Origin of the sequence: Pseudomonas putida, assembly GCF_028682455.1 — a bacterium.
Taxonomy (GTDB): domain Bacteria; phylum Pseudomonadota; class Gammaproteobacteria; order Pseudomonadales; family Pseudomonadaceae; genus Aquipseudomonas; species Aquipseudomonas putida_AA.
On record NZ_JANHLD010000002.1, the window covers coordinates 1,323,750 to 1,345,976 of the forward strand.

Annotated in this window: 34 protein-coding genes; 31 read left to right on the forward strand and 3 right to left on the reverse strand. The window is 60.9% G+C overall.

What is annotated here, in order from left to right:
• Nucleotides 1-132: 132 nt before the first annotated feature.
• From NPS58_RS16585 to NPS58_RS16675, 19 genes are all read left to right on the forward strand, one after another.
• Nucleotides 133-981, forward strand: coding sequence for a GPO family capsid scaffolding protein (locus NPS58_RS16585; RefSeq protein ID WP_274116438.1), 849 nt, complete (start codon nucleotides 133-135; stop codon nucleotides 979-981).
• Between the two features lie 33 nt (nucleotides 982-1,014).
• A complete protein-coding gene (locus NPS58_RS16590; protein WP_274116439.1) occupies nucleotides 1,015-2,085 on the forward strand; it encodes a phage major capsid protein, P2 family in 1,071 nt (356 codons plus the stop codon).
• Nucleotides 2,086-2,088: 3 nt separating this feature from the next.
• The gene (gpM, locus tag NPS58_RS16595; protein ID WP_274116440.1) at nucleotides 2,089-2,790 is read left to right on the forward strand and encodes a phage terminase small subunit; all 702 of its coding nucleotides are present in this window, start codon (nucleotides 2,089-2,091) and stop codon (nucleotides 2,788-2,790) included.
• Nucleotides 2,791-2,887: 97 nt separating this feature from the next.
• Complete coding sequence (locus NPS58_RS16600) at nucleotides 2,888-3,364, forward strand: head completion/stabilization protein (protein WP_274116441.1); 477 nt, start codon at nucleotides 2,888-2,890, stop codon at nucleotides 3,362-3,364.
• Nucleotides 3,364-3,573: a DUF7415 domain-containing protein gene (locus NPS58_RS16605; protein ID WP_274116442.1), complete on the forward strand. Its 210-nt coding sequence runs from the start codon at nucleotides 3,364-3,366 to the stop codon at nucleotides 3,571-3,573. The genes NPS58_RS16600 and NPS58_RS16605 overlap by 1 nt, the downstream gene beginning before the upstream one ends.
• Entirely contained in the window at nucleotides 3,573-3,785 is a 213-nt protein-coding gene (locus tag NPS58_RS16610; RefSeq protein ID WP_054888431.1) for a tail protein X, read from the forward strand. Before NPS58_RS16605 ends, NPS58_RS16610 begins: the two co-directional genes overlap by 1 nt.
• A 36-nt stretch (nucleotides 3,786-3,821) precedes the next feature.
• A complete protein-coding gene (locus NPS58_RS16615) occupies nucleotides 3,822-4,136 on the forward strand; it encodes a phage holin, lambda family (RefSeq protein WP_054888430.1) in 315 nt (104 codons plus the stop codon).
• Nucleotides 4,133-4,972, forward strand: coding sequence for an N-acetylmuramidase family protein (locus NPS58_RS16620; RefSeq protein WP_274116443.1), 840 nt, complete (start codon nucleotides 4,133-4,135; stop codon nucleotides 4,970-4,972). Before NPS58_RS16615 ends, NPS58_RS16620 begins: the two co-directional genes overlap by 4 nt.
• Nucleotides 4,969-5,181, forward strand: a complete 213-nt coding sequence (locus tag NPS58_RS16625; RefSeq protein ID WP_274116444.1) for a hypothetical protein — start codon at nucleotides 4,969-4,971, stop codon at nucleotides 5,179-5,181. The genes NPS58_RS16620 and NPS58_RS16625 overlap by 4 nt, the downstream gene beginning before the upstream one ends.
• Nucleotides 5,182-5,475: 294 nt before the next feature.
• Nucleotides 5,476-5,742, forward strand: coding sequence for an Rz1-like lysis system protein LysC (gene lysC, locus NPS58_RS16630; RefSeq protein WP_337994264.1), 267 nt, complete (start codon nucleotides 5,476-5,478; stop codon nucleotides 5,740-5,742).
• Nucleotides 5,726-6,259, forward strand: a complete 534-nt coding sequence (locus NPS58_RS16635) for a phage tail protein (protein WP_274116445.1) — start codon at nucleotides 5,726-5,728, stop codon at nucleotides 6,257-6,259. The genes lysC and NPS58_RS16635 overlap by 17 nt, the downstream gene beginning before the upstream one ends.
• The gene (locus tag NPS58_RS16640; protein ID WP_274116446.1) at nucleotides 6,252-6,707 is read left to right on the forward strand and encodes a phage virion morphogenesis protein; all 456 of its coding nucleotides are present in this window, start codon (nucleotides 6,252-6,254) and stop codon (nucleotides 6,705-6,707) included. The genes NPS58_RS16635 and NPS58_RS16640 overlap by 8 nt, the downstream gene beginning before the upstream one ends.
• Before the next feature lie 60 nt (nucleotides 6,708-6,767).
• Nucleotides 6,768-7,343: a phage baseplate assembly protein V gene (locus tag NPS58_RS16645; protein ID WP_274116447.1), complete on the forward strand. Its 576-nt coding sequence runs from the start codon at nucleotides 6,768-6,770 to the stop codon at nucleotides 7,341-7,343.
• Nucleotides 7,340-7,684 (forward strand): GPW/gp25 family protein, encoded by a 345-nt coding sequence (locus tag NPS58_RS16650; protein WP_274116448.1) that lies wholly within the window; start codon nucleotides 7,340-7,342, stop codon nucleotides 7,682-7,684. Before NPS58_RS16645 ends, NPS58_RS16650 begins: the two co-directional genes overlap by 4 nt.
• Nucleotides 7,681-8,694, forward strand: coding sequence for a baseplate assembly protein (locus NPS58_RS16655; protein ID WP_425313075.1), 1,014 nt, complete (start codon nucleotides 7,681-7,683; stop codon nucleotides 8,692-8,694). The genes NPS58_RS16650 and NPS58_RS16655 overlap by 4 nt, the downstream gene beginning before the upstream one ends.
• Complete coding sequence (locus tag NPS58_RS16660) at nucleotides 8,691-9,413, forward strand: phage tail protein I (protein WP_274116449.1); 723 nt, start codon at nucleotides 8,691-8,693, stop codon at nucleotides 9,411-9,413. The genes NPS58_RS16655 and NPS58_RS16660 overlap by 4 nt, the downstream gene beginning before the upstream one ends.
• Nucleotides 9,410-10,096, forward strand: a complete 687-nt coding sequence (locus NPS58_RS16665) for a phage tail protein (protein WP_274116450.1) — start codon at nucleotides 9,410-9,412, stop codon at nucleotides 10,094-10,096. The genes NPS58_RS16660 and NPS58_RS16665 overlap by 4 nt, the downstream gene beginning before the upstream one ends.
• Nucleotides 10,097-10,102: 6 nt before the next feature.
• Nucleotides 10,103-10,861: a hypothetical protein gene (locus tag NPS58_RS16670; RefSeq protein ID WP_274116451.1), complete on the forward strand. Its 759-nt coding sequence runs from the start codon at nucleotides 10,103-10,105 to the stop codon at nucleotides 10,859-10,861.
• 12 nt (nucleotides 10,862-10,873) lie between these two features.
• A complete protein-coding gene (locus NPS58_RS16675; RefSeq protein ID WP_274116452.1) occupies nucleotides 10,874-11,344 on the forward strand; it encodes a hypothetical protein in 471 nt (156 codons plus the stop codon).
• Between the two features lie 55 nt (nucleotides 11,345-11,399).
• Here the strand turns inward: NPS58_RS16675 and NPS58_RS16680 are convergent, their stop codons facing one another.
• Nucleotides 11,400-12,191, reverse strand: coding sequence for a DUF6602 domain-containing protein (locus NPS58_RS16680; protein WP_274116453.1), 792 nt, complete (start codon nucleotides 12,189-12,191; stop codon nucleotides 11,400-11,402).
• Between the two features lie 157 nt (nucleotides 12,192-12,348).
• Between NPS58_RS16680 and NPS58_RS16685 the strand changes: the two genes are divergently transcribed.
• From NPS58_RS16685 to NPS58_RS16715, 7 genes are read left to right on the forward strand one after another with little or no spacing between them, the layout of a single operon-like run.
• Entirely contained in the window at nucleotides 12,349-13,521 is a 1,173-nt protein-coding gene (locus NPS58_RS16685; protein ID WP_274116454.1) for a phage tail sheath protein, read from the forward strand.
• A 14-nt stretch (nucleotides 13,522-13,535) separates the two neighbouring features.
• Nucleotides 13,536-14,051, forward strand: a complete 516-nt coding sequence (locus NPS58_RS16690) for a phage major tail tube protein (RefSeq protein ID WP_274116455.1) — start codon at nucleotides 13,536-13,538, stop codon at nucleotides 14,049-14,051.
• 20 nt (nucleotides 14,052-14,071) lie between these two features.
• Nucleotides 14,072-14,407 (forward strand): phage tail assembly protein, encoded by a 336-nt coding sequence (locus NPS58_RS16695; RefSeq protein ID WP_274116456.1) that lies wholly within the window; start codon nucleotides 14,072-14,074, stop codon nucleotides 14,405-14,407.
• An 8-nt stretch (nucleotides 14,408-14,415) separates the two neighbouring features.
• A complete protein-coding gene (locus tag NPS58_RS16700; RefSeq protein WP_274116457.1) occupies nucleotides 14,416-14,535 on the forward strand; it encodes a GpE family phage tail protein in 120 nt (39 codons plus the stop codon).
• Nucleotides 14,525-17,563 (forward strand): phage tail tape measure protein, encoded by a 3,039-nt coding sequence (locus NPS58_RS16705; RefSeq protein ID WP_274116458.1) that lies wholly within the window; start codon nucleotides 14,525-14,527, stop codon nucleotides 17,561-17,563. Before NPS58_RS16700 ends, NPS58_RS16705 begins: the two co-directional genes overlap by 11 nt.
• A gap of 7 nt (nucleotides 17,564-17,570) precedes the next feature.
• A complete protein-coding gene (locus NPS58_RS16710) occupies nucleotides 17,571-18,011 on the forward strand; it encodes a phage tail protein (protein WP_274116459.1) in 441 nt (146 codons plus the stop codon).
• On the forward strand, nucleotides 18,008-19,273 hold the full coding sequence (locus NPS58_RS16715; protein ID WP_274116460.1) for a phage late control D family protein: 1,266 nt from the start codon (nucleotides 18,008-18,010) through the stop codon (nucleotides 19,271-19,273). The genes NPS58_RS16710 and NPS58_RS16715 overlap by 4 nt, the downstream gene beginning before the upstream one ends.
• A gap of 280 nt (nucleotides 19,274-19,553) precedes the next feature.
• Here the strand turns inward: NPS58_RS16715 and NPS58_RS16720 are convergent, their stop codons facing one another.
• Nucleotides 19,554-20,018, reverse strand: a complete 465-nt coding sequence (locus NPS58_RS16720; RefSeq protein ID WP_274116461.1) for a hypothetical protein — start codon at nucleotides 20,016-20,018, stop codon at nucleotides 19,554-19,556.
• Between the two features lie 80 nt (nucleotides 20,019-20,098).
• The gene (locus NPS58_RS16725; protein WP_274116462.1) at nucleotides 20,099-20,422 is read right to left on the reverse strand and encodes a helix-turn-helix domain-containing protein; all 324 of its coding nucleotides are present in this window, start codon (nucleotides 20,420-20,422) and stop codon (nucleotides 20,099-20,101) included.
• Between the two features lie 84 nt (nucleotides 20,423-20,506).
• On the opposite strand from NPS58_RS16725, the gene NPS58_RS16730 reads away from it, so the two are divergent.
• The 5 genes from NPS58_RS16730 (at nucleotide 20,507) to NPS58_RS16750 (ending at nucleotide 22,216) form a co-directional block, all read left to right on the forward strand.
• Nucleotides 20,507-20,719: a DNA-binding protein gene (locus tag NPS58_RS16730; protein ID WP_274116463.1), complete on the forward strand. Its 213-nt coding sequence runs from the start codon at nucleotides 20,507-20,509 to the stop codon at nucleotides 20,717-20,719.
• A gap of 29 nt (nucleotides 20,720-20,748) precedes the next feature.
• Nucleotides 20,749-21,231, forward strand: coding sequence for a YmfL family putative regulatory protein (locus NPS58_RS16735; RefSeq protein ID WP_274116464.1), 483 nt, complete (start codon nucleotides 20,749-20,751; stop codon nucleotides 21,229-21,231).
• Entirely contained in the window at nucleotides 21,228-21,530 is a 303-nt protein-coding gene (locus NPS58_RS16740) for an ogr/Delta-like zinc finger family protein (protein ID WP_197895516.1), read from the forward strand. Before NPS58_RS16735 ends, NPS58_RS16740 begins: the two co-directional genes overlap by 4 nt.
• Entirely contained in the window at nucleotides 21,527-21,901 is a 375-nt protein-coding gene (locus tag NPS58_RS16745) for a hypothetical protein (RefSeq protein WP_274116465.1), read from the forward strand. Before NPS58_RS16740 ends, NPS58_RS16745 begins: the two co-directional genes overlap by 4 nt.
• 72 nt (nucleotides 21,902-21,973) lie before the next feature.
• Nucleotides 21,974-22,216 carry a hypothetical protein gene (locus tag NPS58_RS16750; protein WP_274116466.1) on the forward strand — a complete coding sequence of 81 codons (243 nt, stop codon included), beginning with the start codon at nucleotides 21,974-21,976 and terminating at the stop codon, nucleotides 22,214-22,216.
• Nucleotides 22,217-22,227 lie beyond the last annotated feature (11 nt).

Here is a 22,227-nt window from a genome sequence, read left to right on the forward strand (position 1 = left end):
GCGCGCGTATTCACCCACAGGCGCCCCCTGTAGCCCGCAGGCCTACAAGTGCAGCGCGTTGCCGTATAGCAGCCCGCTGCGGACCATGCCCTCATCGCAAGGCACAACGCCACCGCACTGAGGACAGCCCGCATGGCAGCAAGCAAGAAATTCCGCAGCAAGTTCTTCCGCGTCGCCGTTGAAGGCGCAACCACTGACGGCCGCACCATCGAGCGCCAGTGGCTGGTGGACGCTGCCGAAACCTACAACCCCAACACCTACGGCGCTCGCGTCTGGCTCGAACACTTCCGCAGCGTGCTGCCAGACGGCCCGTTCAAGGCCTACGGCGACGTCGTGGCACTGAAAACCGAGGAAGTCGAGATCGCCGGCAAGAAGAAGCTGGCCCTGTTCGCCCAGATCGAGCCTACCGCCGACCTGATCGCCCTGAACAAGGCCCGTCAGAAAATCTTCACCAGCATCGAGATCCGCCCGAAGTTCGCAGACACCGGCCGCGCCTACCTGGACGGCATCGCCGTAACTGACACCCCGGCAAGCCTGGGCACTGAGATGCTTACCTTCAGCGCCCAGCATCCCGACGCCAACCCACTCAAAGCGCGAAAAAATGACCCGGACAACCTGTTCTCCGAGGCCATCGAAATAGCGCTTGAATTCGAGGAAATCACCGACAGCGAGAGCAAGGTCGCCGGCCTGTTCTCACGGGTGATGGAAGCCCTCGGCAAGAGCAAGGAAAAAGCTGTCAAGGATGACGCCCAGTTCTCCGAGCTGACTGAGGCCATCGAGGCTCTGGCCACGCACGCCAAGGAACAGGGCGAAGCGTTCACCGAGGAGGTGGCCGCTCGCACTGACCTGGTCGAGAAGGTCACCAAGCTGACCGCCGACTTTAACGACCTGGTCAAACGCCTCGGCGATACCGAAGACCACAACCAAAAGCACCGTCCACCGGCCACCGGTGGCGACGGCAAAGTGCTGACCCAGTTCTGATCTCACACAGCCTGAATACCCGGAGAACACACAATGCGTAACGCAACTCGTATCGTCTTTACCGCCCTGGCCGCGCAGATTGCGCTGGTCAACGGAGTGGCCAGTGCCACCGAAAAATTTAACGTTGCCCCCACCGTGCAGCAGGCCCTGGAAAAGGCCACCCAGGAATCGTCGGCCTTCCTGAAAGCGATCAACGTGATCGGCGTAGACGAGCAGCAAGGCGAAGCTCTGCTCGCAGGCGTAAATGGTCCTGTGGCCAGCCGCACCAACACCGGGGCGGGTAACCGCCGCAATCCGGCCAACGTCGCCGAAATGTCCAAGGACAGCTACAACTGCGTACAAACCAACTTCGACACTTCGTTCCCTTACGCATTGCTCGATGCCTGGGCCAAGTTCCCTGAGTTCCAGGTACTGCTGACCAATGCCATCGTCGAGCGCCAGGCGCTTGACCGCATCATGATCGGCTTCAACGGCACTTCCGTTGCTGTTGCGACCGACCGCGCTGCCAACCCGCTGCTGCAGGACGTAAACAAGGGCTGGCTGCAGAAGATCCGTGAAGGCGCGACCGATCGCGTCCTGGACGAAGGCGCGGTCGAAGGCAAGATCCGCGTGGGTGCAACCAAGGTCGTCAAGGTGGCTGGCGTCGATACCGAGATCAGCGGCGACTATCAGACCCTCGACGGTGTGGTGTTTGACGCGATCCAGATGCTCGACCCGTGGCATCGCTCTCGCCCTGACCTGGTTGTCTTGGTCAGTCGCGACCTGATGCACGACAAGCTCCTCAAGGCCGTTGAGAAAGGCTCTGCCTCCAACCAGGAAGAAAACGCGGCACAGGAAATCGTCAGCCGCGCCCGTCTCGGCGGCTTGCCGGTCGTCGATGCTCCATTCCTCCCCGCCGGTACCGTGCTGGTCACCTTCCTGAAAAACCTGTCCATTTACTGGCAGGAAGGCGCACGCCGCCGTCACCTCAAGGACGAGCCCGAGTTCGATCGAATCGCCGACTACCAGTCCAGCAACGACGCCTACGTCATCGAAGACTTCGGCGCTGTTGCCCTGGTGGAGAACATCGAAGCCCTGACCTACCCGGCCCCGACCGAGGCGTAACCCATGGGACTGACCCTCTCGCAACAAAACCAGCTGCGTAAGCGAGCCGCCAAGGAAGCGGCCAGCGCAGCGCCGGCTGCCCTGATGGAAGGGCTCAATCAATACGAGTTGATGCTCGCCAAGCTGCAGCAGGATCAGCTGCGACTGCGGCAGATCCAATCGATTCAGAGCAAGTGTCTGCTGAAGGCGCAGCTGATTGGCGAGTACAAGCCCTATATCGACGGCGTGTTAGCGTCGGGCCGCGGTGCTCAAGATGATGTGGTTACCACCATCATGCTGTGGCGCTTCGACGCCGGCGACTGGGAAGCGGGCCTCGATGTAGCGGCCTATGTCCTGGAGCATGGCCTGAAGATGGCCAACCGCTTTGATCGCACCAGCGGCTGCCTGATCGCCGAAGAGATCGCTGAAAACGCCCTCAAGGCCCAGAAAGCGGACAAGCCGTTCCCAATCGAGACCCTGTTGCGAACCGCTGAGCTCACGAAAGATCAGGACATGCCAGATGAGGTCAGCGCCAAGCTCAAACTGGCACTGGCCCGGGCAACGCTGCAGGGCCTGGATCCAAGGAACCCCGGCCAACCAGGACAACTGCAACGCGGCATCGACCTGCTCAAGCGTGCGATCGAGCAGGACGCCCATTGCGGCGGCAAGAAAGAACTGGAGAGCGCTGAGCGTCTCCTCAAGAAACTCGCTGGCCCCGCCAGCTAACCGAGCGTCCCACGCAACCCGGCGGCTCGGGGCGGATCAGCGGCCATTGGCTCAGCTGTGAAGTCCCGACCACCGCCGACCTATTCAGAGCGCGACCATGAGCGGATTCATTGCCGGCGGCCAGGTGACGAGCGAATCGGTACCGGGAACCCACATCAACAGCCACCCCTTCTGGCCGTCTATTGACCTGGACAAGCTGCGGGAAACCCTGCGCATCGACTCCAGCGTCACCCCTGCCCGCCTCGAAACTGCCGTTGTCGCGGCGATCATCAGCATCAATCGGGATCTGGCCAAGTGGCGAGTAGCCCGGCAAGCCGAGGGTTTCACCGCCCTGGCCGGTGTTCCAGATGACGACCGCCTCACCAACGTTGAGCGTGTGCACCTCTACGTGCGTGCCGTCGAATGCGCTGCTGGCGCCGAAGTCTGCGAGCGGTACCGCGGCTATGACACAGCAGCCAGCGGAGGCAAGAAAGCCGACGAGTCGGCGCCGACGATCGATGACTACCGCCGCGACCAGCGCTGGGCCGTCCGTGACTTCCTGGGCAGCTCACGCACTACTGTGGAGTTGCTGTGATGAACAAACTGGAAACCATCGGCTGGAACGAGATCTCCCAGCGCGGGCTGCTGGCCCGCATCAACCGGGAAATCATGCATCCGCTGGGCCTGGCTGTTTGCCGCAACCCAGAAACAGGAGCGTCACCTGGTGCGATAGTCAGCGACAACGGCCCATGGGTTTACCCAGAGGACGTGGACGCCCTGGGCTCACCTGAGAGCAGCGACTAATGGCCGATCAACTGCGTACACGGCAAAACGAAACCGTCGACGCCGTCTGTTGGCGTCACTACGGCCGCACCGCTGGCGTGGTCGAGGCCGTACTCGAAGCCAACCCCGGCCTGGCCGGCCACGGGCCGGTGCTCCCGATCGGCCTCCTCATCAACATGCCCGAACAGCAAACGGCAGCCCCTGACCGCCAGATGGTGCAGCTGTGGGACTGACTGCGCGCCTCAACCACCAACCATGGAAGGACACACATGCCTGACCGCCCCGAAACCTGGACCTGGCTCGCAGCCTGGCTGGAACACAACTGGCCCGCCCTGTATGCCGGCGGCCTGGCCATCGTTATTGCCGCCCTGCGGGTGATCTACGGCGGGGGCGGGATCCGCCGCATGGCCGTCGAAGCCCCGCTCTGTGGCGCATTGGCGCTATCGGCCAGCCACGGCTTGTCGCTGATCGGCATCCCAATCAGCGCAGCCCCGTTCTTCGGGGGCGTCATTGGCCTACTGGGCGTCGAGTTCACCCGTGCAACCGCGAAGAAGTTCTTCACCCGCAAAGAGGGAACAGCATGACCACTCTTCGACATGGCGACCGCTCCCAAGCGGTTCGCGAGCTGCAACGCCTGCTCAATACCAAGGGCGCCAAGCTGGAAACTGACGGTGCCTTTGGCGATGCCACCGAGGCTGCCGTCCGGGCCTACCAGGAGAAAGTCGGGCTCGTTTCCGACGGCGCCGCCGGTCCGAAGACCATGACCAGCTTGCAAGGCCTGGACACCAGTAAGCTCCTCAGACATTCCGATCTGGTCCAGGCCTCTGCCCGTCTCGGCGTGCCAATCGCGGCTGTGTATGCCCTGAATGAGGTCGAATCGAATGGCCGCGGCTTCCTGGATAACGGCAAGCCGGTGATCCTCTTCGAGCGTCACGTCATGTTTGACCGCTTGCAATTGGTTCGCTCACCCGGTGATGACCAGGAGCAGCTGCACCAGCGCGCCGAGCAGCTGGCCAAGCAGGTGCCCAACCTGGTCAACCCGAAAGCTGGCGGTTACATCGGCGGGAGCGCTGAGCATCAGCGCCTCGCTCAGGCCCTACAGCTGAACGACATAGCGGCTCTGGAGTCAGCCAGCTGGGGCGGTTTCCAAGTCATGGGCTACCACTGGGAACGGCTCGGCTATACCAGCGTCCGCGACTTCGTGTCGGCCATGAATCGCAACGAAGCCGAGCACCTGGAGGCCTTCGTTCGGTTCATAGAGACCGATCCGGCGCTGCACAAGGCGCTGAAGGCCTTGAAGTGGGCCACCGTTGCCAAGCTCTACAACGGTCCCAACTACCAGCGAAACCTGTACGACGTGAAGCTTGAGCGTTCCTTCGAGCGCCACCAGGACCGCGCACTCGCTCAGGGGGCAGCATGAGCAATAAAGAGCTGTTGGACAGCCTCGCTGTGCACCGGATCCAGCCGAACGATGTCCTGGTCCTCCCGGACTACTTCGACCAGGACCAGATCGAAGATCTGCGCAAGGCGTTGCAGCAGATGAAGGCGTCGCCCTGCGTAGTCGTCATTGGCGACCTGCAGCAACTAAACGAGTCCGACATGAACGCGCTCGGCTGGTACCGGAAATGATTGACCTGCGCCCTGCCCCATTCCTGCTCGCCGGCGCCATTGTGATACCCCTGGTCCTCACCCTGGCGATTTGGGGAGTCAACCAATATCTCGATGCCAGTGATGCGAAGGCCAAGCGCCTGGAGGAGCAGCTCGCAACCGCCCAGGGCATGGCAGAGCGCAACCTCGCCAACACCAACGAACTGATAGCCACCCTGACGACCATTCGTGACGGCCAGGCCAAGCTGCTCATGCTCCAGGGCGAGCTGCGCACAGGCATGGCACAGCGCGAGCGCCAGATCGAGGACCTCAAGCATGAAATCAAGGAACTGCAGGAGTGGGCTGATCGCCCTCTGCCTGATGCTGCTCGCCGGCTGCGCGAAAGACCGGCCATCATCGGCGCCGACGCTTACCGTGAGTGGTTGTCCGGTAGTGGTGCCTTGCACCTTGCAGGCGACAAGCCCGACCAGCAACGGCCAGCTACTGACTGACCAAGAACGAACTGAGCTGGCCTGGGCCGAGTGCGCAGCCCAAGTCGACCTCGTTTATCAGCACCAGGTGAACCATGGACAAGCCCAATAGCCTTCGCGAGCACCTGCTCGCTGCCGTTCCAGGACTGAAGCCCAACCCCGACCGGCTGCTCATGTTCGTTGATGCCGGAAAAGTGCGTTGCACCGCGGCTGCGAGCCTCTCGTTTGAGTACGCTTACACACTGCAGATCATCCTGACCGACTTCGCCGGCCACCCCGATAGTGTGATGCTGCCCCTTCTCGGCTGGATCAGGACTCACCAGGCCGAGCTGATGGTCAATCTGGAAAAATCCGCCGACGGCATCAAGTTCGAGGCCGACATCCTGGACAACTCCAAGGTCGATATGAGCATCACCCTGGCCCTGACTGAGCGGGTTGTCGTCAAGCGACAGGATGACGGCAAGTTCCAGGTAGCCCACGCACCGGACCAGCCCTACGAGCCTTTCGTAGAGCACGGCCCGATAACCGTGTACGCCGGTGATGAACTGGTTGCCCAATGGCAGCCGCCTGCACCACCGGACACCATGGCCCTGGCCGCAACTCACCCACGGCGCCCGACTCATGGCTGACCTGCGCGACCTCGAAGACTTTGCCGGACCTCTGCTGCAGCAGCTGGAGCCCGCAGGCCGAGCGAAATTGGCCAAGTCCTTGGCTCAGCAGCTGCGCCGCAACCAGCAACAGCGGATCGCCAACCAGCGCAACCCTGGCGGGACCCCGTTCGCCCCCAGGCGTCCCCACAAGCTGCGCGAGAAGCAAGGCCGCGTGAGAGGTAAGGCCCGGATGTTTCTGAAGCTGCGCAAGTCCAGCTTCCTGAAGGCCAGCGGCGACGCGCGCGGCGTAAGTGTCGGCTTTGCTGGCCGTGTCGGGCGCATCGCCCGTGTCCATCAGTATGGTTTGCGTGACCGGATCGCCCCCCGCGGACCTGTAGCCCAGTACGAGCAACGCCAGCTGCTCGGGGTTAGCGGTACCGACCTGGACGCGCTGAAATTCGCCACTCTCGCCCACCTCAGCCTGTAAAACCGGGCGCTACAAGGGTCGCCTGCTGCGTTCACGCGTGCGCGGCGCGACCATCGCGCCATGAACAGCACCGCCGAAATCAACCGCCTACTCGAAAATCTGGTCCGCCTTGGCACGATTGCCGAGGTGCAGCATGTGCCGCCCCGTGTTCGCGTGAGCACTGGCGAACTGCTGACGACCTGGCTGCCCTGGCTCGCGCTGCGTGCCGGCGCCGACCAGGAGTGGGACCCACCTACCCAAGGCGAGCAGGTCATTCTGCTGTCTCCCAGCGGCCAGTTGACCAATGGCGTGGCGATCACCGGCCTATTCAGCGACCAGATCCCCGCCAACGGCGACCGCGCCGGTCTTCACCGCCGGACCTATGCGGATGGGGCGGTCGTGGAGTACGACAGCGTCGCCCATTTCTTGCGCGCCGTGCTTCCAGCTGGTGGTACCACCGAACTGATCAGCGACGGCGGCATCCGCATCGTCGGCGACATCACCCACCAAGGAAACTACACCCAGACCGGCAACCAGCACGTTACCGGCAAGGTAACCGTCACTGAGGATGTCATCGCCGATGGCGTCAGTTTGGTCAATCACCTGCACGACGGTGTGATGTCCGGCCCGGCCAAAACTGGGAAGCCAGTGAAATGAACCGCCATACGGGAGAAACCATCGCCGATGAAGACCACATCGCCCAGTCCCTGGTCGACATCCTCAGCACGCGCATCGGCAGCCGGGTTATGCGCCGTGACTACGGCAGCTTGATCCCTGATCTGATTGATCAGCCATTGAACCCGGCCAATCGCCTGCGCCTGTACGCCGCATCTGCTGCAGCAATCATGCAATGGGAGCCTCGCATCACGCTGGCAATGGTCCGCCTCGATGTCGACTCCTTGTCGGGTGCCGCGACCCTGGAAATCGAAGCGAAGCACAACGACACAAATGCCCCTCTGAGCATTCGCTCACAGGTTCAGCTGGGAGCCGCGCTATGACCGCCACTCGCATGATCGACTTGAGCTTGCTGCCCGCTCCGGACATCGTCGAAATGCTCGACTTCGAGGCCATTCTCGAAGAGCGCAAGGCAACCCTGCTCAGCTACTACCCGACCGAGGAACAGGCAGCCATTGCTGCACGCCTGGCGCTTGAGTCCGACCCGATGACCAAGATCCTGGAGGAAAGCGCTTACCGTGAACTGGTGCTGCGCCAGCGCGTAAACGACGCGGCCAAGGCCAGTCTGCTCGCCTACGCAACCGTGGCTGATCTGGACAACCGGGCAGCTGATTACGGCGTGAAGCGCCTAACCGTCACCCCAGCCCAGCCTGACACCATCCCACCCGTGCCGGCGGTGATGGAGGATGACGAAGCGTTGCGCTATCGCACGCGGTTGTCGCTGGAAGGCTTGTCCGTCGCTGGTAGCCGCGGAGCATATGAATTCCATGGGCTGAGCGCCTCCGCCAGCATTGCTGGTGTATCGGTCGACTCCCCGACCTTCTCGGCTGTTGCCGTGAGCGCTGCCCTGAAAGCCCAGTTACCGGCCGGTGCCATTGTCCTGGTATGCGATTACCCCGCCGGGCTCACCGATCCGCTACCTGGAGATGTCTCGCTCGCGGTTCTGCCGGCCGTCAACAGCCAGACTCCCGGCGCGGAGCTGGTGAACCTGGTGCAGAAGGCTCTCTCTGCTGAGGATGTGCGCCCGGTCACCGATCGGCCGAGAAGCCAGCTGGGCCAGGCGACCGACTACACCATTGAGGCCGTGCTCGAACTTGAGTCCGGGCCGGACCCGACTGTCGTACTGGCCACAGCAAAGGCAAAGCTCGACGCGGCCATTGCTGACGCCAGGCAGCTGGAGGGTGAGCTGTCTATCTCGGGCGTGTACGCCGCTCTGCACACTGCGGGCGTAAAACGCGTCCGCTTGGCCAAGCCCACTGGCGACCTCACGACCGACAAGAGGCACTACCCCAACTGCACGGCTATCAAGCTGAGCACTGAGGTGTTCGCTTGAGCCTGCTACCGATCAATTCGACCCGCCTGGAGCGGATCCTCGCGGCTGCCTGCGACTTCGGGATCGATCCTGACGTAATCCGCGGGATTGCCGACTCAACCCGCTGCCCACCCGATTTCCTGCCCTGGCTTGCCTGGGCCATGAAGGTTGAAGGATGGGAAGCCGCCGAGACCGACGAGCAGCAGCGCGCTCTAATCCGCGAAGCCATTCCCGTGCACAAGACCAAGGGCACCGTGGGCGCCATTCGCCGAGTGCTGTCCGCAGTGAAGGTCAATGCCGAGTTCAAGGATTGGCACCAGATCCCGGACGGCGTGCCGTACACGTTTCAGTTGACCGCTTGGGCTAACCAGAACCGTGAGGGTGAAGGATCGATCATTTCACCCCTGCTCGGCGCCCGTCTCCGCGCCTTGGTCGACGCCACCAAGAACGAGCGCAGCCATTACGAGTTTCGCCTTGGTGCTCAGTTCGATGGCGGAATCAGGCTGGGCAACTCCACCCGCGGCAGAACACTACAGCGCCGTTACGTAGACGCTCAGGCCGTGCCTGTCGACCCTGCAAACCAGGTTCTGCAGGTGGCCAGCGCAACTAGGTCGCTCAGCGTTTCGCGAGTTTTCGCAGAAGCGCAGGGCGTTTCCATCAATGCCGAGTCGGGAGTCCAGGTCGCAAGTGCGTCCAGAACCCGAGTAATCGTGCGAGCCACCATGGAGGCCGTTCTATGAGCGTTGCCCTACAACCAGTAATAACCAAGGCCGGCCTAGCCGCGATCCTGCGAGCCGACAACACAGGTATCGCCGCACAGATCACTCACATTGCGCTGGGAACTTCTGCATACACCCCCAACGCTGAGCAAAAAAGCCTGGTAGCACAAACTGCCAAATATCCGATTGCCGGCGGTGAGCGCCTCAGTAGCACTCAACTCCACCTCACTGCGGTGGCTGACGGAGAGCGGGCCTTCTGGGTTCGGGAAATCGGCTTCCTACTGAGCGACGGCACCCTCCTGGCCGTGTGGTCTCACCCAACAGAGGCCTTGGCTTACAAGTCGGCCAGTACCGATCTGCTGCTTGCCTATGACCTATCCCTCGCCGCGTTGCCAGCCAACAGCGTGACCATCATCAGCAATGAAGCCGGGCTAAGCCTGAGCCTCGCAGCACCGCTGGCGGCCCAGGCAGCGTCGTTAATCGCGGAGCAACTGCGCAACCTGCAACAGCAAGACCAGGTGGACCTGCAAATCGAAAAGCAGCGCATTGCCGGTGAAGTGCTGAGCAACTTGCTGTTACGCGTGGCCGCTGTCGAGAAGCGCCAAGACACAGACCGCGACGCCTTGCTAGGCGTAGCTGTATCCAACGCGGCGGCGGTGATCGCCCTGCAAACCCTAGTTGTACAAAATATCTACGGAGCCTAAAGCCCTATGAGTCTCGAATCTGATGTTGGCAACCTGGTCACGCAAGCTACTTCGCTGATCGACTACTTCAAAACCCGCAAGGCCGGGATCGACGCATCTGTGGCCGCTGCAATTGCAGCGGTTCCGGCCATGAACAGAACATGGTATGTCGACCAGGTGAGCGGTCTGGATACGAACGACGGCTCTGCTGCCGCGCCGTTCAAGACTGTCGGCAAGGCAATGGCCAGTACCCCAGCCAACGGCATTTGCTTCGTCAATTTGCTTTCTGACTACAACTTCAACGACACAACTGCACTGACAGTTGGCTACCTGGTGCTCAACGGCAACGGCGCCACGCGCAAGCTGTACCCCAAGTACTACCAAACCGTAGATGGTCAGGGCGTGACTGCTACGGTCTTGGGCGGATTTAGTGCGTCCTCGGTTGGCTATACGGTCGAAATCCGCGGCAGTGAAATTGTTCTCCCGTCACCAGCTGGGCAGGTTCCCGCGCCCAACGTCACCCGCTCCAACTCGTTTGTTCGCACCAACTCGGGCAGTAACTTGCCGCCGTATGTCTCGCTGGTACTGCAGGCACCCGTAATCACCATGGCGTCTGATTTCTACGGCGCATTGATCGGCCTTTCTGCGTCCTCGGCCATCTTGAGTGTGTCGGGCGGGACCATTCCAACCGCGATGCTGGGCCACTACCTGTCGAACGTTGGCACGCCGGCCGGGACCGACCCGAAAACTCTGAACTACGTTCTGACCAACCTCAGCGCCATTTAAGGACCCGCCCTGATGAAAACCCTGAATCTGAATGTCGACCTGAACGGCATGAGCTATATCGGCTACGCGTACTCGAAACTGCCCTTGGCGGCGGCGCTGGTGGTGGCCGCGCAGCAAATTGACGAGGCTGCGGATGCTGCGCGTGTTGTCGTACTCGGTGATCCCCTGCGTGCGTTGGAGTACGAATGTGCTGCTTCTGAGGCAAAGAATTTCGCAGCTGTCAGCTATTCCGGCGAAATGCCGCCGTCTGTTAAGTCGTGGGCTGAGGCTGCCGGTCTTGAACCCCAAGCAGCGACCGATAGCATCATCGCGAAGGCTGATGCGTGGAGCGCAGCGCTCTATTCCATTCGCGACGCTCGCTTAAAGGGTAAGCATGCAGTAGCTAGGGCAGACTCTCATGAACAAGCAGAAATAGAAGCAGACAAAGCCATATCCAAAATCAAACTATCTGTCACTGACGCAGTTAACTTTTCCGAAGCTTAACGGCAACGTCGCTTTGAAGAATGATGCCCTCACTGCACTGAGAGGGCATCTAAAACTAAATAAATTTCGCTTGCATTGGCACATTCGCAAGATATGGCGTTATATGCGGAATAACTCCATCCAAATGACTGCACTGTTCCTGAAGCGAGACAAACAGTGCAAGCAATGATCCAGACTCAACGTCGCATATAGAATGCGCAGCGTTCATGCAGTCCGGTGGGATTCTCAGCCCACCCGGCGTATTCTCAAGCCGTATAAATCCTTTGCCCAGCACAAAAATACCATCAAGCGCTGTTCCTGGAACATTTCGGTTTTCACCGTTAAAAACAGGGAACGGAATTCCATACTTCTTGTAAGATTTTTCCATCCAACCATATACAGTTTCCATTTTTGCCGGACCTGTATAAGAAACTACGTAATTCGCGATCATCAAAGGAGTCCACCCGATACGGTATAATTGGATGAAATTCCGCTCCAACTGCTTCGCTTTGTACGCAGCTTCAACTGCTTGATCCATAGCCGCCTGATCCAGAATCGACTTAACCTCGATCGTAGCAACTACTGACTCCGCCAGAAATCCGTGTGTTCGGCCGCCAAATACAAGCTTGGGGAAATTCTTCCTATAAATAACAATATCGTACTGATTCCTTTGCCCCCTTGGCTTTGAATAAGCGTCTATTATCTCGCCAGTTCCAATAGCCACATTGGAGCTTAGATGTGACTCTAAAAAAATTTGTATGAAATCTTCACGTGGATTACCTCGGTGTAGCATATGTCCCGCATTGGCGGGAATTCTATATTGCGCCAACAGCGTGGCTTCGTTGTCGTCCATAAGAGCTTTGAGCATATTGATTCGTCCCGTTCGTGGATAAACGACCCGCATCGTAGCAGTGGGCCAAGGAATTGTAGGCCCTCAAGCTACAGGACTCGCTCATCGCTACACACCCGCGCGTGAGTCACCTTAACGGCTCACTGAACCGCGATCCCGCGTAGGAGCCGCCATCATGGCTGACGAATATCATCACGGAGTACGGGTCCTCGAAATCAACGAGGGCACCCGCCCAATTCGCACCGTTTCCACCGCTGTAGTCGGCATGGTCTGCACCGCAGAAGACGCCGACGCCACCGTTTTCCCGCTGAACACCCCAGTTCTCATCACCAACGTCCAAAGCGCTGTCGGCAAGGCCGGTACCAAGGGCACTCTGGCCGCGAGCCTCCAGGCGATCGCTGACCAGACCAAAGCGCTCACCATCGTAGTTCGCATAGCCGAAGGCACCAGCGAGGCCGAAACCAACAGCAACGTCATCGGCACCACCAATGCCCAGGGCAAATACACCGGCATGAAAGCCATGCTGGCGGCGCAGTCCCAGTTGCAGGTGAAACCTCGCATCCTTGGCGCGCCAGGCCTCGACACCCAGCCGGTAGCCACCGCGCTAGTAGCCCTGGCGCAGCAGCTGCGCGCGTTCGCGTACGTCAGCGCCAACGGCTGCAGCACCAAGGAAGAAGCCACCGCCTACCGGGAGAACTTCGGCGCCCGTGAAGTCATGGTCATCTGGCCCGACTTCAATGCCTGGAGCACTACGGACAACGCCACCGTTGTAGCCCCAGCCGTGGCCCGTGCCCTGGGCCTGCGCGCCAAGCTGGACCAAGAGATTGGCTGGCACAAAACCCTGTCCAACATCCCGGTTGAAGGCGTCACCGGCCTGTCTGCCGATGTCTTCTGGGACCTGCAGAGCCCATCCACCGATGCGAACTACCTGAACAGCAACGAGGTAACCACCCTCATCAACGAGAGCGGCTTCCGCTTCTGGGGCAGCCGTACCTGCACCGACGATCCTCTGTTCGCCTTCGAGAACTACACGCGCACCGCCCAGGTGCTGGCCGACACCATCGCCGAGGCGCATCTGTGGGCGATGGACAAACCCATGCACAGCTCCCTAGTGCGCGACATCCTGGAGGGCATTAACGCCAAGTTCCGGGAAATGGTCGCCGGGGGCTATCTGATCGGCGGCAGCGCCTGGTACGACGAGGAGGCAAACACCGCTACCACGCTCAAGGCCGGCAAGCTCTACATCGACTACGACTACACGCCTGTGCCGCCGCTGGAAGACCTCACGCTGCGCCAGCGCATCACTGACCGCTACCTGGCGAACTTCGCCAGCAGCATCAACGGCTGACGGAGAACCCTGCTATGGCACTGCCTCGCAAGCTCAAGAACCTGAATCTTTTCAACGACGGCAACAGCTACCTCGGCGTATGCAAGTCCGTCACCCCGCCAACTCTTGCCCGGAAGATGGAGACGTACCGTGGCGGCGGCATGAACGGCTCCGCCAAAGCCGATCTGGGGCTCTCCGACGATGGCCTGCAGATGGAGTGGAAGCTCGGCGGCCTGGATCTGATCGTCCTCCGCCAATTCGGCGCCGTGAGGGCTGATGGCGTGATGCTGCGCTTCACCGGCAGCTATCAGCAGGACGACACGGCCGAGTACATCAGTGTCGAAATAGTGGTCCGCGGCCGCCACGAAACCATCGACATGGGCGAAGCAACTGCAGGCGAAGACACCGAGCACTCGGTTACCACCGCCCTCACCTACTACAAGCTCACCGTCAACGGCGAAGTGATCATCGAGATCGATGTCCTCAACTTCATCGAAGTCATCAACGGCGTCGACATGCTCGCCGAGCAGCGTCGCGCCCTCGGCATCTAACCCAGTACCCCGGAGCACCCATGGACAACATCCCACCAAACGTCGAAGTCGAAGCCAAGCAAATCGACCTGGACGAAAACACCGTACAGCTCGACACCCCCGTAAAGCGCGGCAACACCGTCATCGAGCACGTCACCCTGCGTAAGCCGAACGCTGGCGAGATGCGCGGCCTGCACCTGGCCGAGCTGCTCAACTGGGATGTCGGCAGCCTCATCAAGCTGCTGCCTCGCATCTGCCAGTTGAATGCCCAGGAAGTGGCCCAGCTGGACCCGGCCGACCTGGTCGCCCTGGGCGGTAAGGTCACCGGTTTTTTGCTGCAGAAGCAGACGAAGACGGACGCATCCCTGGTTGCGTAGAAGACGCCATGGCCGACCTAGCCGTGGTTTTCCACTGGGCGCCGGCTGACATGGATCTGCTGAGCGTCCGAGATCTGATGGATTGGCGCGAGCGAGCGCGCGCAAGGAGCGGTAGCAATGGCGAATGATCTACGGCTGAGGTTGTTGCTGGACACCGTGGACAAAGCCACTGCCCCGCTGCGCCAGATCAACAAGGGCGGGCAGGAAACCGCCCGCGCGCTCAAAGCAACCCGTGACCGCCTAAAGGAGTTGAACGCCCAACAAAAGGATGTGGGCGCTTGGCGGGAGCAAAACGCCCAGGCTCGCCAGACGGCGCAGGCACTCGACGCTGCACGCGCGAAGGTGAAGCAGATGGGCCGGGAAATGTCCGCTGTGGACGCCCCGACCAAGAAAATGACGGCAGAGTTTCAAGCCGCCATCCGCGCCACCAACGAGCTTAAGCAGAAGCAAAGGGACGAGCAGGAAGCTCTGCGCGGGTTGCAGCGCCGCCTGGGCGAAGCGGGGATCGACACACGCAAGCTCAACCAGCACAACGCAGCACTGCGCCAGGAAATGGCGCAGACCAACCACACCATCGAGCAGCAGGAAGCCAGGCTCAAGCAACTAGCGGCCACCCAGCGTAAGGCAGCGCAGGCCAAGGAACGCTTAGACAAGGCACAGGACCGTGCCGGCAAGGTTGCCGGGGTCGGCGCTGCAGGGATCGCAGCGGGCGCCGGTATGGCCGTGGCAGGTGCGGCAATCGTGGCTCCCCAGCTCGAAGTTGGCCACCAGGGCTCTCGAATTGCCGCGCAGTCGGGCGAGGCAGCAGCACGAGGCCAGCAGTACAGCCAGATCATCCGCAACATCCGCGCGGATGGGCAGGCCACCGACATCAATGAGATCGGCGAGGCCGTATCGGCCGCGAAGAGTACGCTTGGCGCCCTGGGCAACCTGGGCGACAAGGAACTGGACACCGCAGCTCGAAAGGCTCTGGACCTCTCCAAAATCATGGACCTGGACGTTGCCGAAAGCATCCAGATGGTCGGCATCCTGATGAAAAACGGACTGGCCAGCAGCAGCGACCAGGCATTCGACCTGGTGGCGGCCGGCCTGCAGAAAGTCTCGACGCAGATGCGTGGCGAGATCCCCGAAATCCTGCACGAGTACTCCACGCACTTCCGCGGCATGGGCTTCAGCGGGTCCGAAGCTATGAGCCTGCTGGTGGACATGGCCAAACAGGGCAAGTTCGCCCTGGACAAGACCGGCGACGCTATCAAGGAGTTCTCAATCCGTGGTTCGGATATGTCCAAGACCAGCAAAGAGGCGTACGCCTCGATCGGATTGAACGCGACCAAGATGTCCTCTGCGATAGCCAAGGGCGGTACCGACGCACGCCAAGCACTCACCAAGACCGCCAACGCGCTGCTGCGCATCAAAGACCCAGCCGAGCGAGCAAATGCGGCTATCGCCCTGTTCGGCACGCCGGTCGAAGATCTCGCCGTCGACCAGATCCCAGCATTCCTCAAGGCCCTGGCCGGCGGTACAAGTGCCCTCGGCGACATTGCCGGCGCTGCCGACAAGATGGGCAAGACCTTCCGAGACAACCTGAGCGGTGACCTGGATAAGCTCACCGGCACCTGGAGCGCGCTGATTGGCTCGCTCATGGACGGCCAGAACGGCGCGCTTCGCGACCTGGTGCAGACGGTAACTGAAGTGCTCGGCACTGCGCGGGCTTGGATGGAGGCCAATCCCCAGCTGGCTGCGAGCATTGCCAAAGGGGCCGCGGCGGTAGCCGTCCTGGTTGCCGGCATGGGCGCACTCACCGTAGCGATGGCGAGCCTTCTGGGGCCATTTGCGCTGGCCAGGTATGGCATGGCCATGTTTGCGGTAAAAGGGGGCGCAGTGCTGCCCGTTGTAGGCCGACTTATCGGCATCCTGTCCGGCGGCCTGCTCACTGCGATTCGCGGCGTTTCCATTGCCCTTTGGGGCTTGGCAGCAAATCCGGTTGCCCTGGCGATCGCCGCAACCGTCGCCGCCCTGGCCGGTGCGGCCTACCTGCTGTACCAGAACTGGGACCAGGTGAAGGCCTACTTTGCCGGCGCCTGGGCGGAGATCAAGGCGGGCTTCAGCGGCGGCATAAGCGGCATACTCACCGTGCTGGCCAATTTCAGCCCCATTGGCCTGATCTACCAGGCCTTCGCAGGGGTGTTGAGCTATCTGGGCGTTGATCTGCCCTCACGCTTTACCGAGTTCGGCGGGATGCTCGTCAACGGCCTTGTCAATGGGCTGACTGCCGGTCTCGGTGCGGTCAAGGACACCATCAGCAGCCTCGGCGAGTCGACCATCGGTTGGTTCAAGGAAAAACTGGGCATTCACAGTCCCTCGCGTGTGTTCGCGGAGCTGGGCGGCTATACGACTGAAGGCCTTGCTCAAGGACTCACCGACGGTGCCAAGCAGCCATTAACCGCTGTAGCGAAGATGGGCCAAGACCTCACCCAGGCAGGTTCCTTCAGTTTGAAGGCTGCTGCACCTGTGCTGGAAGCCGAGGCCTCAGCGGAGCCAAGGCCGCCCGTTGCTTTGCAGGCCACCCCAAATGTTTCCCAGCAGCGCGCTGCCTTGCCGGTCATCCCTGAAGCTGTCCGGCCGCGCTTTGCCCAGCCGGTCGTGCCCGAAGCCACCCGGCCACGCGCTGTTCCCCCAGCAGTGCCGGACGCCGCTCGGCCGCTTGCTGCTCTACCGGTCATTCCAGAGTCACCCCGGCCAGCTGCCGTACCGCCAGCCCCCCTTGATCCAAGCGCAGAGGGCAATGCTCCGCTTGTTCTGCAGCTGGCTGCATTGGGTAAGTCGCTGATCGGTGCGATCGCGGGTATCAGCCTGCAGTTGGCTCCACAGGCAAACGCGGCCAATACACTTCCGCTCCCGCAGCGGCCGCTGGCCAAGCCAGCAACCAACCAGCTGGTACCAGAGGCGCCGGTCGCCCTGACCGTGGATAGCCGGCCACCAATTGCCGCCGCTGCCCCCACCAGCTACGACAGCCACGATGTCTACCACATCAGCATCCCGACCAGCCCCGGCATGGATCCACAAGCCATTGCGCGGGCTGTGAGTGCTGAACTAGATCGGCGCGATAGGGAGAAACTCGCCCGCCAGCGCAGCCGCCTGACCGACCTGGAGTAAAAGCCTCATGATGCTCGCCTTGGGCATGTTCGTATTCAGCCTGCACACGCTGGCCCACCAGCAGCTGCAGCGCCAAACAGAGTGGCGGCATGCCACGAATGCTCGCATCGGCGCCCACCCCGGTAGCCAGTTCCTCGGCCGCGGCGAGGATGAGATCACCTTGCCGGGGACACTGCTGCCCGAGCTGGCCGGCTCACTGGTGAGCCTGGACGAGATTCGCGGCATGGCGAATACCGGTAAATCCTGGGCATTGGTGGAAGGTACCGGGCGGGTGTACGGCCTGTATGTCATTACGAGCATCAGCGAAACACGCACCCTTTTCTTTCAGGACGGAACCGCGCGGCGCATCGAGTTCAGCCTTTCCCTGAAACGGGTGGATGAAGGACGTGTCGACCTGATGGGAACCACGGTATCAGCCACATCCAACATCTTGAGGGCGCTCGTGTGAACCAGGACAACCTTGTCGCCTATATCAGGGACACCAGCGATGGCCTGCGCCGGGATGGAGCCAACTCAGTTCCGGTCTTTCGCCTCACGGTTAACGGCACGGACATCGCCAAGGTCGTCAATCCGAGGCTGATGTCCATACAGCTCACCGACAACCGAGGGTTGGAGGCGGATCAGCTGAGCATCACCCTCAGTGATCACGACGGCATGCTGGAGATTCCGCCACGCGGTGCCATCATCAAACTTTGGCTCGGCTGGAGTGACACTGGCCTGGTTAATAAAGGCTCATACACCGTCGACGAGACGGAGCACAGTGGAGCTCCCGACGTGCTCAGCATCCGCGCCCGGTCGGCAGATCTGCGCGGTTCGCTCAAGAACAAGCGCGAGCGCAGCTGGAGCGCGGCCACGCTGGGCAAAGTGCTGACAGACATTGCCGGCGCCAACGAACTCACGACCAAAATTGCATCGGCCTTAGCTGAGCGAGCCATTCAGCACCTGGACCAGGCCAACGAATCGGATGCAAACATGCTCACCCGCCTGGCCGAGCTGCATGATGCTGTCATTACCGTGAAGGCAGGCTGCCTGATCTGTATGCCAGCTGGTGGCGGAAAGACGCCTGGCGGCACCGCGTTACCACATATCACCCTGACCAGGGCTGACGGTGACGGCCACCGTTTCCTGCAGGCCGACCGCGACAGCTATGACGCGGTAAAGGCCTATTACTACGACATCGGCAGCACCAAGAAACAGGAAGCCATTGCCGGCGGAGGCGACAAGGTCAAGGACCTGCGGCACACCTACAGTGACCGAGATTCCGCTATGCGGGCTGCACGATCGGAGCTGAACCGCCTGCAGCGCGGCAGCGCGACGTTGAGCTACAACTTGGCGAAAGGCCGGGCAGATCTCATTCCAGAACTGACCTACAGCTTGCAGGGGATCAAAGGCGAGATAGACGCGATTGTCTGGTATGGAGGTAATGTGCAGCACAGCCTCACCGCCGATGGCGGTTTTACCACCAGCTTGGAGCTGGAAAGCAAACTGCCCGAGAATACGGTTGATGCGCTTTATGAAGAAGCGAAGGACGGCGCCTATACCGGCGTAGTGGCGTTCTACAGGGACAAGGCAACAGGCAAGGAAACCGCTGTCGTTGCAGGCGATTCGACAAAACCGAAGCGCATCAAGCGGGTGTACGACAGCAAGGAAGCCGCGCAGAAGGCGGCAGATCGGGAGTGGAAGAAACTGCAGCAAGCCATGGCACAATGAAAAACCCCGGTTCTATGACCGGGGCTGCAATGCTCTATGAGTGGTCCTGCGCTTCGAAGGCTTCAAGAATCATCGTGATTTGCCGGCGCTGGGCGTCATTCCTACGACAGAACAGCCACACCACACGAATAAGGTCCTTCAAACTTGGGCACTTGCGATCCAGCATAGAAACTCCATTTCAAGCGCTCGGCACCACCATGGCACCGTACTAAACGCTCGGGAGTCACCTATTTTCTGCATGATGCCGCGTGCCACCAGCCCACTTGATATCAAAGTGGCATTATTTTTCTGTAACAAACTTATTGACGAAGTCAGCACGCGACGGCTTGTTGTCGTGGGGCTGAATGAAGCTCTCGCGCCAGCTAGAGGGGTTGGCGGCTAGCTCGGTTAGGCTGATGCCGTAGTACTGCTCGACTTGAGCCCTTGTCACGTCCAAGGTCTGCACCTTGTCTTGCCTCGGAATGGTGACCACGAGCCGCTCAAGCTTTGGCACATCGCGGAAGACCCGAACCGAGTCGATAGCGAAGACCTTGTTCGCTTTATCGCCGGATTCGTAGTAGTCGGGCATTCGGGTCGGGACCTTGAGCGAAACCTTCCCTGTTGACCCCGCTTCGCTTAGCGAATCGATCGACGAAAAAGCCCGCTCGGCTTTATCGCTGAACTCACTTGCACACGCATTCCCTATCGACAGCGCGATCAGCAGCGCACCAGCGCCGCGCACTACAGCACGTCCGAAACCATTCATTCCTTGGATTCCATACCGTCGCAGCCGCCGGACTGCGAACGTCTGAGAGGCTAGGGCCGGCGCCCGCCGATCCTGCTCAATTACTTGTTGAAGGTCGCCAGCGCCTCGCTGACGGAATTGATAGTGCCTTGAGCCTCTGGGGTCATCAGGCGGTAGCGCTCGACCAGTTGAGCCTCATCCGCAGAGAGGCTCCCGGGCGCCTGAGCCTTGCGCTCACCCGTCACCACGTACAGCACGTCCACCCCCTGCGCCGCTGCTGCAGAGAGGTAATTTGCGTCGGGGCTACGTTCGCCCTTCTCGTAGTTGTACTGGGTATTTTTTGACGCTCCAGCGAGCGCAGCGAAGTCGGTCTGGTTGAGACCCAGACGCTCTCGCTCTTCCTTCAGGCGATCGCCTATTCCCACAAATGTCTCCATAGGCAATTGACTTTCCCTCATTTGAGGGAAATAATCGCCACAGCATCACACGAAATCACACGAATCGAGACTATGCCCAACAGCTACCCCACCGAGCAAGCGTGCCAAGAGGCGCGCGCTCTGATTTCGCGACAAGGCATCTCAGCCAAGGAATGGGCCATCAAACATGGTCTCACCCCCTCCACTGTGTATGCCGTCCTCAACGGGCAGAAGAAATGCCTGCGTGGGGAGTCGCACCGCGCCGCCGTGTTGCTCGGCATGAAAGCCGGCGAAACAGAAAACTAGCCACCCTGGCCCAAGGAAGAAACCAGAACATGAAATCCCCCGTTCTAGAAACCCTGCGCCAGGTCGTGAGCGTCGTTGTATGCGCTTACCCAGGCGGCCGCGAGTGCGCGGCAACGCGCCTTGGCCTCGGCCTGAAACAGTTCGACAACCGCGTCTACGAGAACGCCGGCAGCCGCCCCCTGAGCTATGACCAGATCCAGCTGCTAGAGCAGGACATCAACACCACCCACCTGCCCGAGTTCATTGCGCGCCTGTACGGCGGCATGTTCGTGCCGCTGTCCAAGACCGAGGACTTGGACAATGTCGAGCTGTACCAGCGTTCGTTGAAGAGCGATGCGAAGTTGGGACTAATCGACCAGTTGATCCATGCCGCGATCGAGGACGGCGAAATCGATCCGTCCGAGGCCATGAGAATCATCCAGGCGCTCACCTGCTACATGGCGGCGCGCACTGCCGAGGTGGCAGCCACTATCCAGCTGTACAGCCCCGCCAATGTAAGGGGGCAACAGTGAGCAGCGCCTACAAACTCGTTTGCCCCCACTGCAACGGAAAGATGCGTATCCGCACCAGCGAAGGCACCCACATTTTCCTGCGGATTGCCTACCTGCAATGCGTGAACGAGGCCTGCGGCTGGTCCGTGCGCGCCCAGTTCGAAATGACCCACGAAATGAGCCCAAGCGGGATGCCGAACCCTTCTGTTCGCCTGCCCGTGGCGCCTGTAGCCCTTCGGCGCCAGGCCATGAAGTCCGCGGCTGTTGATGATCAACCCGACCTGCTGGACCAACTGGACATGGAGCAAGCCACCGCATGAACGCAATCGCCCTGACCACCAACCCAGAAACCGATTACCGCGCCGCCATGCAGCAAGCCACCTTGGCCTTCTTGTTCCGACGCGAAGGCTTGCACCTGGCCGGCGACCACCAGGTACTCGACAACTGCCGTGCCTTCCTGACCATTTCGCTGGAAGTGCCCGATCACCTGGTGCAGCGCATCGCTGAGCTGGCTGTCGCAGAGTTCGAGAGCAAGACCACCAAGCGCCTGAAACTTGTAGGGGTGTGCGCTACCAGCGGGATCTACCGCCCGCGGCTGGTGCTGCTGGATACCGTCACCCAGCACCGATACCCAGTACCAGCGCGCTACCTACCGCGCCGCATGCTGCAACACCGCGACACCTCGAAGTAACCCAGAACCAACCCCTTCCCAATGCCCCGTACTGCGTGGGTAAGGGGAAACTGCATTTATTCGGTGGCAAACATGACCAGAATCATCATCCAGCTGGAGCTGGAAGAGCAGCAGGCAGAGCGGTATTTGCAGTGGCTGAACTCCCAATACAGCACCACCATGGCCGAGGTCTGGCACTCCGACCGCTATCGCCATGTGCCCAGCGGCGAGCGTGGGCCCAAAGTACTCCGCGATGTACCTCACCTGGTCGGGATTGGCCGCACCTGCCGCGAGCTGAGAAAGCAACTCGAAAACTCCGGGGAGCGTGCGCAGTGAGCCGGAAGCCG

Coding starts and splice junctions, on each gene's coding strand:
- NPS58_RS16585 (WP_274116438.1), top strand. CDS start 133: ATGGCAGCAAGCAAGAAATTCCGCAGCAAGTTCTTCCGCGTCGCCGTT.
- NPS58_RS16590 (WP_274116439.1), top strand. CDS start 1,015: ATGCGTAACGCAACTCGTATCGTCTTTACCGCCCTGGCCGCGCAGATT.
- gpM (WP_274116440.1), top strand. CDS start 2,089: ATGGGACTGACCCTCTCGCAACAAAACCAGCTGCGTAAGCGAGCCGCC.
- NPS58_RS16600 (WP_274116441.1), top strand. CDS start 2,888: ATGAGCGGATTCATTGCCGGCGGCCAGGTGACGAGCGAATCGGTACCG.
- NPS58_RS16605 (WP_274116442.1), top strand. CDS start 3,364: ATGAACAAACTGGAAACCATCGGCTGGAACGAGATCTCCCAGCGCGGG.
- NPS58_RS16610 (WP_054888431.1), top strand. CDS start 3,573: ATGGCCGATCAACTGCGTACACGGCAAAACGAAACCGTCGACGCCGTC.
- NPS58_RS16615 (WP_054888430.1), top strand. CDS start 3,822: ATGCCTGACCGCCCCGAAACCTGGACCTGGCTCGCAGCCTGGCTGGAA.
- NPS58_RS16620 (WP_274116443.1), top strand. CDS start 4,133: ATGACCACTCTTCGACATGGCGACCGCTCCCAAGCGGTTCGCGAGCTG.
- NPS58_RS16625 (WP_274116444.1), top strand. CDS start 4,969: ATGAGCAATAAAGAGCTGTTGGACAGCCTCGCTGTGCACCGGATCCAG.
- lysC (WP_337994264.1), top strand. CDS start 5,476: ATGAAATCAAGGAACTGCAGGAGTGGGCTGATCGCCCTCTGCCTGATG.
- NPS58_RS16635 (WP_274116445.1), top strand. CDS start 5,726: ATGGACAAGCCCAATAGCCTTCGCGAGCACCTGCTCGCTGCCGTTCCA.
- NPS58_RS16640 (WP_274116446.1), top strand. CDS start 6,252: ATGGCTGACCTGCGCGACCTCGAAGACTTTGCCGGACCTCTGCTGCAG.
- NPS58_RS16645 (WP_274116447.1), top strand. CDS start 6,768: ATGAACAGCACCGCCGAAATCAACCGCCTACTCGAAAATCTGGTCCGC.
- NPS58_RS16650 (WP_274116448.1), top strand. CDS start 7,340: ATGAACCGCCATACGGGAGAAACCATCGCCGATGAAGACCACATCGCC.
- NPS58_RS16655 (WP_425313075.1), top strand. CDS start 7,681: ATGACCGCCACTCGCATGATCGACTTGAGCTTGCTGCCCGCTCCGGAC.
- NPS58_RS16665 (WP_274116450.1), top strand. CDS start 9,410: ATGAGCGTTGCCCTACAACCAGTAATAACCAAGGCCGGCCTAGCCGCG.
- NPS58_RS16670 (WP_274116451.1), top strand. CDS start 10,103: ATGAGTCTCGAATCTGATGTTGGCAACCTGGTCACGCAAGCTACTTCG.
- NPS58_RS16675 (WP_274116452.1), top strand. CDS start 10,874: ATGAAAACCCTGAATCTGAATGTCGACCTGAACGGCATGAGCTATATC.
- NPS58_RS16680 (WP_274116453.1), bottom strand. CDS start 12,191: ATGCTCAAAGCTCTTATGGACGACAACGAAGCCACGCTGTTGGCGCAA.
- NPS58_RS16685 (WP_274116454.1), top strand. CDS start 12,349: ATGGCTGACGAATATCATCACGGAGTACGGGTCCTCGAAATCAACGAG.
- NPS58_RS16690 (WP_274116455.1), top strand. CDS start 13,536: ATGGCACTGCCTCGCAAGCTCAAGAACCTGAATCTTTTCAACGACGGC.
- NPS58_RS16695 (WP_274116456.1), top strand. CDS start 14,072: ATGGACAACATCCCACCAAACGTCGAAGTCGAAGCCAAGCAAATCGAC.
- NPS58_RS16700 (WP_274116457.1), top strand. CDS start 14,416: ATGGCCGACCTAGCCGTGGTTTTCCACTGGGCGCCGGCTGACATGGAT.
- NPS58_RS16705 (WP_274116458.1), top strand. CDS start 14,525: ATGGCGAATGATCTACGGCTGAGGTTGTTGCTGGACACCGTGGACAAA.
- NPS58_RS16710 (WP_274116459.1), top strand. CDS start 17,571: ATGATGCTCGCCTTGGGCATGTTCGTATTCAGCCTGCACACGCTGGCC.
- NPS58_RS16720 (WP_274116461.1), bottom strand. CDS start 20,018: ATGAATGGTTTCGGACGTGCTGTAGTGCGCGGCGCTGGTGCGCTGCTG.
- NPS58_RS16730 (WP_274116463.1), top strand. CDS start 20,507: ATGCCCAACAGCTACCCCACCGAGCAAGCGTGCCAAGAGGCGCGCGCT.
- NPS58_RS16735 (WP_274116464.1), top strand. CDS start 20,749: ATGAAATCCCCCGTTCTAGAAACCCTGCGCCAGGTCGTGAGCGTCGTT.
- NPS58_RS16745 (WP_274116465.1), top strand. CDS start 21,527: ATGAACGCAATCGCCCTGACCACCAACCCAGAAACCGATTACCGCGCC.
- NPS58_RS16750 (WP_274116466.1), top strand. CDS start 21,974: ATGACCAGAATCATCATCCAGCTGGAGCTGGAAGAGCAGCAGGCAGAG.